A 12,620-nucleotide genomic window follows, 5' to 3' on the forward strand; every position below is an offset into this window, starting at 1 on the left:
CCCCGACCTTTTACCAGTACGGCTTCCAGTTCTGGGTGAACCGCACCAGCGCCTCAACGTAGAAGTAATCGCCCCAGCTCGCACACTCATCCACGCCTTTGTTGCTCGCCAGGTGATAGACAGCGTGCTTAAGCAGCCCGCTCCCCTTCTCGTCTTTGCCCATCAGATAGTGCTTTGTCAGTGACGACATAATCCCTTTAGCCCAGTCCAGATAACGTTCACGATCCGGATCCGTGACCGGCAACTGTTTTACCAGCTCCAGCAGCCCGCAGACGGCAATGGCCGCCGAGGAGGAATCCCGCAGCGCATCTGTCCCCAGCAGCGCCAGATCCCAGTGGCAGACATAATCCTCCGGCAGACGATTAAGAAAGTAGTTTGCCAGGCGTTTTGACAGCGCAATCATCGTCTTATCGCCGGTATAGAGATAGCTCAGCATAAAACCGTAGATCCCCCACGCCTGCCCGCGGGACCAGCAGGAGTCGTCCGCGTATCCTTGCTGCGTGTTGCCGTAACGAGGCGCGCCGGTAACCACATCCATGTAGTAGGTGTGGAACGTCGAGGCATCTTCACGAATCAGGTACGTAGCGGCCTGCATCACGTGGGCTTTTGCGGCGTCAGCAAAGCGCGCGTCGCCGGTTTGTTCCGTCGCCCAATAGAGCAGCGGCAGATTCATGTTGCAGTCGATAATCATCCGCCCGGCCTGCTCCGGGTCTGACAGATCGCCCCAGGCCTGAATAATCTTCGCCTTCGGGTGAAAGCGCTCCAGCAGGGCTTCAGCCGCCAGCAGGGCGAACCCGCGCGCCTCGCGGTTGCCGGTCAGTCGCCAGGCCGCCACGCAGGAGAGCGTATACAGGAACCCCAAATCATGAGTGTTGGTATCATTACGCCCGGCGATGCGCAGGCCAAACGAGCGCACGTGTTTTTCAGCCATCTCGCGGTACGTTGTTTCACCGCTCATCTCCCACGCCAGCCATAGCTGCCCGGTCCAGAAGCTGGTGGTCCACTCCACATTCTCCGTCAGCGGATAAACCCCGTCCTGGCAGGTTTCTGCCGGGAATCGGTCACCAAACGCCACCAAATGACGGCTAATCAGCTCAAGCACGTGGCTGCGGGCAGAGCTGAGTTCATCACGTAATGTCCGCGATTCAACGGGGACAGGAATAGCCTGCAGGTGTTCCTCTTTGATACGACTTAACATGTTTCGGGTCCTTTAAATTACCGGGATGAGGGTTCTGCTGCGTTCAGCGAGCGGGTACCGCGCCATTTGCTCTGGCAGGCGGATAACGTAAAGGCAGAGATAAACGTAAAGGTCAGCGCCGTGGCTCCCATAATGATATAGGTGTGCTCAAAGCCGATGCGGTCATACAGATAGCCGGCAGGCGAAGAGACAACCACGTTGCCCACGTAGAGCATGGCCTGATAGCCCAGCAGATACATGGTGGCGTTAACGCGTTTATCGAAATGCTCAGCAATATATTTAAAGACCGATACCAGCAGCAGACATATTTCCAGGCCATACAGCGGTTTCAGTACGGAAATTAACAGATGGGAATCGCACAGGCCGGAAATAATCAGTCGTGCACCGACCACCAGCCCGACAATTAACAGTCCACGCTTGGCACCAATACTATTCACCAACAGCGGGATCACCATATACATCACAAATTCCATACCCGACTGTACGGTTCCCAGATAACCGAACACCGCGTTACCCTGGTGAATATCATCAAAGAACGTGACGAAATAGCGTGAGAACTGCTGCTCGGCAATAAACATCATCCACGCCACGCCCGCCACATACAGGCAGAACGCCCAGAACTTGCGGTTACGCAGCAGGGCATAGACATCCGCAGGGGCGATTTTCTCTTTGGTCAGCACCTCGCTGGCGTGAGCGGAGTTAGTATTCACTTTCAGGCTCACAAGGACGATCAGCATGATGATGGATGCGACGCTGCCCAAAATAAAGTTATACGCCGGAGAGAGATTAAACAGCAGACCGGAGAACGAGGACGCCACGGCCCAGCCAAGCGATCCCCACATGCGAATTTGCCCGAACTCCATACCGTTTAAACGGCTAAAGCGGTCAGAATAGGATTCACACGCCGCCACGCCCGCGTACCAGGCAAAGCTTAAATAGAGCGCGCCAATGATAATCCCCACCAGGGTATTGGACATCAGTAGCGGCTGATAAACATAAATAAAGAACGGTGCCATCAGCGCGGACATGGCAACCACAAAATAGAGCAGGTATTTACTCATGCCGATCTTATCGAGAATATAGCCGTAGATCGGTTTAAGGATGACTGAGAAGATACCGTTGACCGCAAAGACAGTGCCAATTACCGAGCCGCTGAGATTCGCCTTTTGGCCGAGCCAGATGGCTAATAGCCCAATACTGGCAGACCAGGTAAAGAAATAGAGAAATATAAAGCTGCTGATTTTGTAATATTCGGTTCTGTTCGTTGTAGATGCACTTTTCATATCATCCTCGCCGACGTGTAGGGTCAGATTTTTTATAATGTGAACGACAGCTTACGTTCGCCTCCGGGTTCGCGGATCGCGACCTGGTCAGGGGTCATCTTCAGTTCAGGTGCCAATGCTGCGGGGGGTTTCTCGCTGGCCACGACGGCGCAACAGAGCCAGCTCTCTCCCTGAGGGAGATCGGTTTTTAACAACGGAATGGATGCGCATTCCGGGAACATAATGCTGCTGTTCGGCGGCGTGACGATGCTGTCTGGCTCCCGGGCAATGACCGGGGAGAGATCGACAATCACGCTGCTGCCGTTGCTGGCCGTCAGGTAACAGCCACGCTCATGAATGTGGTGTTCGGTTTTCATCACCGCAAAACCGCCCTCCACTGCCTGAAGGGTGCGAGCGCTGTTAATGCGGTGCAGACGCACGTGCCACTCGCCAAAGGGAATTTGCCAGGTTTCGACATGGACATCATGCCAGGGTGACCAGCGTGAATAGAGGTAGTTCTCATCCACCCGCACCTCCGCGCATTCGCGACGCCCACGGAAGTAGTTATCCCCCTCCGCCAGCAGTAACATCGAGTCGCAGGCGGCATGTTTCAGGCCAAAGCGCCCCCGTTCGAGGGTGAAGCCAAAGCGGCTTGAGTACGCAAATCTGGTGTATTTGGCTTCGGTGTTGACGTAGTTATTCAGCTCAAGCTGACCGGCAGTGAGCATCGTGACGTGCTGTGAGTTATCCGCATGCATCAGGATGTGCTGCGCTGGGTGGATCACGCGTTTTTCCGCCAGCGAGGGGAGCGGCTGCTCTTCTGTCTGCCAGAAGGGGTGTGACTCCGGCAAGGCCAGCATCAGGTACGTTTTCAGCGCCCAGTACGGCGAGCCGGGGGCGTTATAATCCTCGCACATCACCAGGTTGGGATAAGTAAAACCGAGGGTCAAAATACCGTCGCGATCGGTCATCGGCTGCCGCTGCCACCAGCGAAGATGGCGCAGCACAATGCCCTTCACGATGCCCGGCGAGAAGACATTCAGCCCGGAAAAGGCCACGGCGCTCCAGAAAGCGACCATCGCGAAGCGATAGGTGAGGCTCCGGCCAAACGGTACCGACGCGCCGTCGGCGGCAGACCAGTAAATAAAATCTTCGGCAAACTGACAGGCACGCTCGCGTAACACCTCCGCCCTTTTTTCATCACCGCCGAGGGTGGCATAAATCAGGCCGTAGAAGTGGAACGCCATTGAGATGTAGTAATCCTTCGGGCGGCCCGGACCGTCAGAATACCAGCCGTCACCCAGATAATACGCCTCCATCATCGCAAACCGACGGTCGATGGCGCGCGGATCATACGGCAGCCCGGCACATTTGAAGCCAAGCTGCACCATAATCGCGAAGTAGTTCCAGTTGCTGTCCGGCATCTGCGCATCGGTGATCTGGTTGAGCCACGCGTGCAGGTTCATTACCTCACGTTCACTGAAGCGGCAGGTAAGCTTATCCCCCAGCAGCGCCAGCCCCAGGCCGTAAGCCGCCATCTCCACCAGACGCTGGTCGTACGGGCCGGTTTCCCCCCAATAGCCCGGGCTCTGCGGATCGGTGCCGAGCTTAATGGCGGTCAGGTACTTCTCACTAAACGGCTCGCCCCCGCCGCCCGCCATCAGCGGAAACAGCCCCCACAGCGCGCGGGATAGCCCTTCCATCTGCGCAATCTCCGTGGGGTAGTGCGCACAGGTTTCTCCCAGCGAGAACCGGGAACAATCCTGCGGAAAGGACTTATCCAGCGCGCCCAGCAGGTCATGTAACGACGCCACCACCTCCTGGCGCGAAGACAATGGATTTGATTTTTTAGACATACGCTCGCCCTCGTCATCAACTGCGACGAAGGATAGTGAATCCGCAAGGGGGATAAATGTTAGCCACGTCACAGCCGTGAAGGCTAAATAAACCTCCAGTTGAGAAAATTTAAAAAGGTGGTTTATAACGAGAAGATAACGGCAGAAAATTGAGTTTTATTGCACTATGCGCGACACGCCCACCTCCGACCGGCTGGAACTGATCACCTTAAATGACACCGTCGTGTCATTCAGCCGTCTGTTTGCCAATACCGTGCGTTACCATCACTGGCATCAGTGTCTGGAGATTCTGTATGTGGAAGAAGGATTTGGCGTCGCCATTGTCGATAACCGTCATTACACCATGCGCCCCGGGCGGCTGTTTTTCTTTCCGCCGTTTACCCTGCATAAAGTGAGGGTGGATGAGCAGGCAGAAGCGATTTACCGACGTACCATTATTCATCTCGACCCTCACGCGGTGCTTACAGCCCTGCGCGATTTTCCCCACACGCAGCAGCGGCTGCAGAAACTTTCTGCCCGCGGCGCCGGAGCGTGGGTCGCCGATCTGGCGCACTGCCATCACCATGTCGATCATCTGCTCGGCTGTTACCCGTCGCCTTTAACCCGCGAGGGAATAGCCGCGCTGTTGATTGGTTTATTCGCCATGCTCCCGGACGATAATGCCCGTGCGCCGGGCAGTAGCCTTGGGCTCGCCAGCCAGGTGATGTTCTGGCTGGACGAACATTACCAGGAGAAATTTCGCCTGGACGCGCTGGCAGAAACGCTGGGGAAATCCCGCAGCTACGTATCGCGAAAATTCCATGCGGAAACGGGCGAGAAGATCCATGACTATCTGAATACGTTAAGGCTGCGCAAGGCCTGCGAGCACCTGCTGCACAGCGAGGCGAGCGTACGTGAGATTGCCACGCAGGTGGGATTTTCCGACGTGACGTGGTTTATCAGCGCGTTTAAGAAGGGGATTGGCGAGACGCCGTTGCAGTACCGGAAGAACCATGTTGACCGATGAACGGCGTGAGCGCCCGGCATGCTTTAACCGCTCTTCTTCCCCGGCTTTAACCCACGATGAAACTCGTTGATGCGCTTCATGGATTTGATGGTGCGCTGCGGCTCGGTGGAGGCGACGGACAAAATAATCATCTCCAGGCACAGCAGCACCGTACCGTGCAGCGGGATTTTGCCCTTTTCTCCGCCGCGCGGCACATGGATCACCACGCTGGCCTCTTTGCTGAAACGCGAGTCCAGGGCGTTGGTCAGCAAAATCGTCGGGATCCCCAGACGTTTGGCTTCCCGCAACGTGGTTTGTCCTTCCCGGTGTGCAGATTTTTGCGCCATCATCACCAGCACATCGCCGCGCTGGAGCGCAATCAACTGTTCGGCAAGGCCTATCCCGGTGCGGTTGAGCGGCATGGCGGGGAGCCCCATCCGGCTGAATAATCTGGCGGTGTACTCGGCCAGAATACCGGAGGCACCAATGCCGAAGATCGCCACCTGCCTGGCCTGCGCCAGCAGCGACACCGCCTGCGCCATCGCATAGCGATTGTGCGGTTGCGACAAGACCTCACAGGTGTGCTGATGCCCTTCCAGCACAAAATCGATGCTCGCGTTAACGTCGCTGGTGAGCGTGTTAACCGTCGAGGAGATCTTTTCGCTGGACGTCACCACCGGACCAAACCACTGCTCCAGCGTCTGCTTCAGATCGCGCAGCCCGGCAAAACCCAGCGCCTGAATCGCGCGGACCACGGTGGCGTCCGAGGTTTTTAGCAGCGTAGCGATCTCCATTGCCGTCTGCTCCATCACCGCTTCCCGGTTCTCGTTGATGTAGCGCGCCACCTGCAGCAGACGCGGCGTCAGGTGATGCGCACGTGCGCGAAAGCGCTCCCCGTAAACATCCACGCGCCCTTTCTCTTTACGGATCACGGTGATACCTCCGGCAATGGCCGCCCGGCAATCTGCGACTGTACCTGCGCGGCCATCAGCCCTAAAGAGGCGAAGGAGTTCGAAATGGCCTCTTCGCGTGAAATCAGCACGTAGTGGCCGGTCCGACAGGCGTTCAGGAACTGGCACCAGCCCGGCATCACCGCCTCCATCGCCGCCAGCTCGTCCTGCGGTTTACCCCCGGTGTCGCCGCGCCAGGTGGCAAAGACAAAATCGGCGTCCAGCTCCGGCAGACGTTCGGCGCTGACGTCAATCCGTCCCCCTTCCGGGATATTCTCAATCAGCGGCGGGAAGGTAAATCCGGCGTCACGCAGCACGCGGCCTAAAGAGTGGTAGCTGTGCATGGCATTGATTTTTCCCTGGTTAGCCTGAATCACCGACACGGTGATTTTGCGCGTATCGATGGTCGCCTTCAGCGCCCTGATTTGCTCCTGATAGCGGCGCTCCAGGATTTTCAGCCGCGCCTGCGTACCGGTGAGCTGCGCCAGCTTGCGGTAGATCTCCGGTGCACCGCCGTCGAGATGGTCGATACTCACCGTCGGGGCAATCTTCTCCAGCTGTTCCACCGGCGTGTTGCGGGTCGGCTCGGTGATGATCAGATCGGGTTTGGCGGCGGCAATGGCTTCAATGTCGATATCCGCCGTGCCGATGAATTTGATGTCGGAATTATCGAAATCCACCCCCATCAGCATGCCGCTGGCGCGCAGAAAATGGCTGCCGTCCGGGCGCGTGCGGCCATGGCTGGCGACGGGCGGTACGCCAAGCTCAATCAGTGGAATGGTGATATCCAGGTCGTGCAGCGAGACGATCCGCTTCGGGTGAAGCGGCACCTCCACCTTACGCCCCAGATCGTCAGTGAACGTCTGCGTCGGCTCCGCCGCACCCACCGCAAACCCTATCAGCAACAGCATCGAAACAAGTACGCGCATCTTAGTCCTCTAAAATCTGTCCCGACGCTGCCAGAGCAGCAGCAGGAAAAACGGTCCGCCAATCAGTGAAATCACAATCCCCGCCGGTAACTGCAACGGCAGGAATGCCAGCCGCCCGACGGTATCCGCCAGCAGCACCAGCAGCGCACCCAGCGCGGCACTGCCCATCAACAACGCGGTTTGCCCACCGCGCATCACCAGACGCGCCATATGCGGCGCAATCAGCCCCACAAAACCAATACTCCCCACGCAGGAGACACAGGCCGCCGTTAACACCACCGGCGCGAGAACGCGCAGTAGCGCTAATCGTGCGGTGCGAACCCCGAGCCCCGTTGCGGCGTGGTTACCCAGCAATGCCACGTCAGCCGCGCGGGCAGTAAAGAGCAGCAGCGCAAACGCCGGGGCCGCCCAGGCTGCGGCGATACCGACCAGCGTCCAGTTTGCCGCGTGCAGGCTCCCTGCCAGCCACAGCATCGCCGTCTGCACATCGCGCACGTCGGCGGTGGTCATAAAGATCCCCATTGCCGCAGAGAAAGCCCATGACACGCCAATCCCAATCAGAATAAAACGCGGACGCGAGATATCGCGGGCCAGCGCCACCACCAGCAACGCGGTAATGAGGCCACCAGCCATCCCGACCAGCGGACGCCAGGCCAGCCCCAGCGCAGGGAACTGAAAAATCAGCAGCAGCACCGCCGCGCTGCAGCCCTCTTTCACACCAATAAGCCCCGGATCGGCCAGGCCATTGCGGGTGATGGACTGCATCGCCGCTCCCGCCATGCCCAGCATCGCGCCGCTTAAAATGGCCATCAGCAGCCGTGGCAGGCGGATATCCATCACGATATAGCGCGCATCGGCCTCCAGGGGTTCTCCGGAGAACAGCGCGCGCCCGATGGCGGAAGTGGGAATGGGAAGCGAACCGTGCGTCAGGCCAAACCCCAGCAGGAGAATGCCCATTAGAGCGATAAGCGTAACGCGCGCCACTGCCGCCGGGCGTACCTGCCCGGAAAACGGCCCGACACGCCATGCACGCAGTCCGGCCCGGCTCATTTGAACATCCTTGATGCCATCAGGATAAAGAGAGGAGCACCCACCAGCGCGGTCATGATCCCGGTCGCCAGCTCATACGGCGTAAACAGCGTACGGGCCGCGATATCCGCCAGCAGTAACACCAGTGCCCCGCACAGGGCAGAAAGCGGCACCATCACGCGTAAGTCCACCGACACCAGACGGCGGATAAGCTGTGGCACGACCAGACCAATAAAACCAATCGGCCCGGCAATGGAGACGGCTGCGCCGCAAAGCAGTGCAATCGCCAGCAGAGCCAAAAGGCGAGTTTTGAGCAGCGACACGCCCAGCCCCTGCGCCATCCGGTCGCCCAGGGCCAGCATATTGAGCGATGGCGACAGCCAGAGCGCCAGAGCGAACCCCACAGCGGCAACCCAGGATGCGCTGCGAACGATCTCCGCGTTAAGTCCGGCAAGATCTCCCGCCAGCCAGGTGCGCATGGCAAGCAGCGTCTGTTCATCCAGAATCAGCACCGTGGCGGTAATCGACGACGCAAACGCCGACATCGCCACGCCGCATAAGGTAATTTTCATTGGCGTGAGGCCGGTTCGCCCTGAAGAGGAGAACGTCAACACCAGCATAAACAGCGCGGCGGCACCGACAGTGGCAACCAGCGGGCGGCCAAACGGCAAGGTAAACCCGAGCGCGCTGGTCAGCACCACTGCCAGCGCCGCCCCCGCGTTAAGCCCCAGAATATGCGGCTCGCCCAGCGGGTTACGGATCACCGACTGTAACAACACGCCCGCCACGCCAAGCGCCGCCCCGGTGACCATGGCGGCAGCCAGCCGTATCAGGCGTAATCTGACAATCACGTTGTGATCGAAATTGCGCGGGTCGAAATGAAGCAAGGCCTGCACCACCGTCTGGGGAGCAATGACACGCGCACCGATACCCAGGTGGGCAATCGCGCCCATCACCAGCAGCAAGGCAAACAGCAGGAAAGCCAATGACGTTCGCATCATGATTTTTCCGCCGCCTGGCGGAATGGCATAAAGAACGGCTTACCGGTCAGCGGATTAACCGACATATGGACATCGACATCAAACACCGCTTTGATGAGTTCCGGCGTGCAGACGTCGCCTTCATGCAATACCCCCTCGACTTTGCCCTGGCGTAAAAAGACCAGGGAATCGCCATAGTTGACGGCGAAGTTGAGATCGTGGAGCACCACCACCACCGTACGGCCATGCTGGCGGGTCAGGGTATGCAGCAGCTCGAGGATCTCCACCTGATAGCGGAGATCGAGAAAGGTTGTCGGTTCATCCAGCAGGATATAGGGCGTTTGCTGCGCCAGGGCCATTGCGATCCAGCAGCGCTGGCGCTGGCCGCCGGAGAGGCTTTCGACGGGCTGATGTGCAAACTCTGCCGTACCGGTCAGGTGCAGAGCCTCTTCAACGGCCTGCTCGTCTTCATCGCTCCACTGGCGCATAAAATTTTGCCAGGGAAAACGGCCGCGTGATACCAGCTCAAACACCGTCAGCCCTTCCGGCAGCAGCGGAGATTGCGGCAGGATCCCCAGCTGGCAGGCTACCGCTCTGGTTGGTTGCTCGTGAATGGCTTTGCCATCAAGCAGTGCGGCCCCGCCAAGTGGTTGCAGCAGACGCGCGATAGTGCTCAGTAGCGTGGATTTTCCACAGCCGTTCGCCCCTACCAGCACGGTCATTTTCTGCCGGGGGATCGCAAGGGAGATATCATCGACGATGATTTTTTTCTGATAGCCCGCGGAGAGGTTCTCCAGAACCAGCCCCGGTTTATGGGTGTTGTGCGCCACGTAAATGCCAACTTAATAAAAATCGAACAAATAAAAATAAAACTCATTCTCTTCTGAGAGTTTGCCGCTGCGCCATGTAGTAGTCAAGGGGATAAACACCCTGATAAAGCCAGGGTTAAATAACAGGTACTACAGCGGCGGTGTTATTTTTTATTTAATTGTTTTCAATGAATTATATGGAATCTACTTATATCAGGACGGGAGGTTTCAGGCTGTAGCCGATTTTTGCTTTTTTTCCATTTACTACTACATTGCCGCATGATTGAATGATTCTCAATTACATGTTCGATGCCACACGGCTAACGAGCAGACAATTAAGGGCAATGACTCATACATTCTTCCGCGCCCTTCATGCGCGGGATCTTTTGGGAAAACAGATGTAATGGCTACGTTCACACCTTCTCTCTCTGGGGTAAAAGGGCGCGCGCTCTTTTCACTGCTGTTTATGGCACCGCTGGTGCAGGCAGCCGACACCGCAACGGCTAACGACGGCGAAACGCTGACCGTCACCGCCGATCCCCATGCCGTGGCCGAGGCCACAAACGGCTATCAGCCGCTTAACACCTCCACCGCCACGCTAACCAACATGCCAATGCTGGATATTCCGCAGGTGGTGAATACCGTCAGTGATAAAGTGCTGGAAGATCAGCACGCTACTTCGCTTGATGAAGCCCTTTATAACGTCAGCAACGTGGTGCAGACCAACACCCTGGGCGGTACGCAGGATGCGTTTGTGCGCCGGGGATTTGGCGCGAACCGCGACGGGTCAATAATGACCAACGGCCTGCGCACCGTGCTGCCGCGCAGCTTTAATGCCGCGACCGAGCGCGTGGAGGTGCTGAAAGGGCCGGCCTCAACGCTGTATGGCATTCTCGATCCTGGCGGCCTGATCAACGTGGTTACCAAACGCCCGGAAACCCGCTTCGGCGGCTCAATTTCCGCTACCTCCTCAAGCTTTGGCGGGGGGACCGGGCAGGTTGATGTCACCGGCCCGATTGACGGCACGCGGCTGGCGTATCGCCTGACGGGCGAGTATCAGGATGAAGATTACTGGCGTAATTTTGGCAACGAGCGCAGCACCTTTATCGCCCCGTCGTTGACCTGGTTTGGTGATGATGCAACCGTGACCGTGCTCTATTCACATCGCGACTATAAAACGCCGTTCGATCGGGGAACCATTTTCGATCTCAACACCAAACAGCCGGTAAACGTGGATCGTAAAACCCGCTTTGACGAGCCGTTTAACGTTACCGACGGGCAGTCCGATCTGGCGCAGCTGAACGCCGAATACCGTCTTAACAGCCAGTGGACCGCGAAGTTTGACTACAGCTTTAGCCAGGATAAATACAGCGATAACCAGGCGCGCGTGATGGCCTATGACGCCAAAACGGGTAACCTGACCCGCCGCGTGGATGCCACCCAGGGCTCGACTCAGCGTATGCACAGTACGCGTGCGGATCTGCAGGGGAACGTGGATATCGCGGGCTTTTATAATGAGATCCTGACCGGTGTGTCGTATGAGAATTACGATCTGCTGCGTACGGACATGATGCGCTGTAAGAACGTTAAAGATTTCAATATTTACCATCCGACCTACGGCAATCTCAGCAAATGCACCACCGTCTCCGCCACTGATAGCGACCAGACGCTCAAACAGGAAAGCTACTCCGCCTACGCGCAGGACGCCCTGTATCTCACCGATAAGTGGATTGCCGTTGCCGGGCTGCGTTACCAGTATTACATCCAGTATGCGGGCAAGGGCCGCCCGTTCAATGTGAATACCGACAGCCGCGACGAACAGTGGACGCCGAAGCTGGGGCTGGTCTACAAGCTCACGCCATCCGTCTCGCTGTTTGCTAACTATTCCCAGACGTTTATGCCGCAATCGTCCATTGCGAGCTACATTGGTGACCTGCCGCCGGAAACGTCTAATGCTTACGAAGTGGGGGCTAAATTTGACCTGTTCGATGGCATTACCGCCAACATCGCACTGTTTGATATTCACAAGCGCAACGTGCTGTACAACGAAAGCGTGGGGGGTGAAACCATCGCCAAAACCGCTGGCCGCGTACGCTCGCAGGGTGTGGAGGTGGATCTTGCCGGATCGCTGACTGAGAATACCAATATTATCGCCAGCTACGGCTACACCGACGCCAAAGTGCTGGAGGATCCAGACTACGCAGGTAAGCCCCTGCCGAACGTGCCGCGTCATACCGGTTCTCTGTTCCTGACTTACGACATTCATAACGCGATCGGCGGGAATACCCTGACGCTTGGCGGCGGTGGACACGGCGTGAGCCGTCGTTCAGCGACCAACGGTGCGGATTATTATTTGCCGGGATACTTTGTTGCCGATGCCTTTGTGGCCTACAAAATGAAGCTGCAGTATCCGGTGACGCTGCAGGTGAACGTGAAGAACCTGTTTGATAAAACCTACTACACCTCGTCCATTGCGACCAACAACCTGGGCAACCAGATTGGCGACCCGCGCGAAGTGCAGTTTACGGTGAAGATGGCGTTTTGATTTCAGTGCGGGGTGTTCCCCTCACCCTAACCCCAAAGGGGAGAGGGGAATTGAACACCCTCTCCCCTTTGGGGAGA

The 12,620-nt window shown here is 57.5% G+C and carries 10 protein-coding genes; 2 read left to right on the top strand and 8 right to left on the bottom strand.

Translation table 11 applies throughout. The features are described from left to right. Positions 1-10: 10 nt before the first annotated feature. From ACQG22_RS19855 to ACQG22_RS19865, 3 genes are read right to left on the bottom strand one after another with little or no spacing between them, the layout of a single operon-like run. A complete protein-coding gene (locus ACQG22_RS19855) occupies positions 11-1,198 on the bottom strand; it encodes a glycoside hydrolase family 88 protein (protein ID WP_369706536.1) in 1,188 nt (395 codons plus the stop codon). 17 nt (positions 1,199-1,215) lie between these two features. Beyond that, positions 1,216-2,481, bottom strand: a complete 1,266-nt coding sequence (locus ACQG22_RS19860; RefSeq protein WP_013098731.1) for an oligosaccharide MFS transporter — start codon at positions 2,479-2,481, stop codon at positions 1,216-1,218. A 32-nt stretch (positions 2,482-2,513) separates the two neighbouring features. After that, the gene (locus ACQG22_RS19865) at positions 2,514-4,316 is read right to left on the bottom strand and encodes a DUF2264 domain-containing protein (protein WP_369706535.1); all 1,803 of its coding nucleotides are present in this window, start codon (positions 4,314-4,316) and stop codon (positions 2,514-2,516) included. A gap of 166 nt (positions 4,317-4,482) precedes the next feature. Between ACQG22_RS19865 and ACQG22_RS19870 the strand changes: the two genes are divergently transcribed. Next, a complete protein-coding gene (locus ACQG22_RS19870; RefSeq protein ID WP_369706534.1) occupies positions 4,483-5,322 on the top strand; it encodes a helix-turn-helix transcriptional regulator in 840 nt (279 codons plus the stop codon). Between the two features lie 23 nt (positions 5,323-5,345). On the opposite strand, the gene ACQG22_RS19875 is transcribed toward ACQG22_RS19870, so the two are convergent. The 5 genes from ACQG22_RS19875 to ACQG22_RS19895 are packed head-to-tail and all read right to left on the bottom strand — an operon-like array spanning position 5,346 to position 10,019. Further along, positions 5,346-6,233 carry a MurR/RpiR family transcriptional regulator gene (locus ACQG22_RS19875; protein ID WP_013098734.1) on the bottom strand — a complete coding sequence of 296 codons (888 nt, stop codon included), beginning with the start codon at positions 6,231-6,233 and terminating at the stop codon, positions 5,346-5,348. After that, positions 6,230-7,180 carry an iron-siderophore ABC transporter substrate-binding protein gene (locus ACQG22_RS19880; protein ID WP_369706533.1) on the bottom strand — a complete coding sequence of 317 codons (951 nt, stop codon included), beginning with the start codon at positions 7,178-7,180 and terminating at the stop codon, positions 6,230-6,232. The genes ACQG22_RS19875 and ACQG22_RS19880 overlap by 4 nt, the downstream gene beginning before the upstream one ends. 9 nt (positions 7,181-7,189) lie before the next feature. Continuing rightward, positions 7,190-8,230 (bottom strand): FecCD family ABC transporter permease, encoded by a 1,041-nt coding sequence (locus tag ACQG22_RS19885; RefSeq protein ID WP_248032009.1) that lies wholly within the window; start codon positions 8,228-8,230, stop codon positions 7,190-7,192. Next, positions 8,227-9,210 (bottom strand): FecCD family ABC transporter permease, encoded by a 984-nt coding sequence (locus tag ACQG22_RS19890; RefSeq protein ID WP_369706532.1) that lies wholly within the window; start codon positions 9,208-9,210, stop codon positions 8,227-8,229. Before ACQG22_RS19890 ends, ACQG22_RS19885 begins: the two co-directional genes overlap by 4 nt. Beyond that, positions 9,207-10,019 (bottom strand): ABC transporter ATP-binding protein, encoded by an 813-nt coding sequence (locus ACQG22_RS19895; protein ID WP_029883036.1) that lies wholly within the window; start codon positions 10,017-10,019, stop codon positions 9,207-9,209. Before ACQG22_RS19895 ends, ACQG22_RS19890 begins: the two co-directional genes overlap by 4 nt. A gap of 382 nt (positions 10,020-10,401) precedes the next feature. On the opposite strand from ACQG22_RS19895, the gene ACQG22_RS19900 reads away from it, so the two are divergent. Then, on the top strand, positions 10,402-12,543 hold the full coding sequence (locus ACQG22_RS19900) for a TonB-dependent siderophore receptor (protein ID WP_369706531.1): 2,142 nt from the start codon (positions 10,402-10,404) through the stop codon (positions 12,541-12,543). The last annotated feature ends 77 nt before the right edge of the window (positions 12,544-12,620 follow it).

The sequence above is a fragment of the Enterobacter cloacae complex sp. 309I3 genome (genome assembly GCF_050031595.1).
Taxonomy (GTDB): Bacteria; Pseudomonadota; Gammaproteobacteria; order Enterobacterales; family Enterobacteriaceae; genus Enterobacter; species Enterobacter cloacae.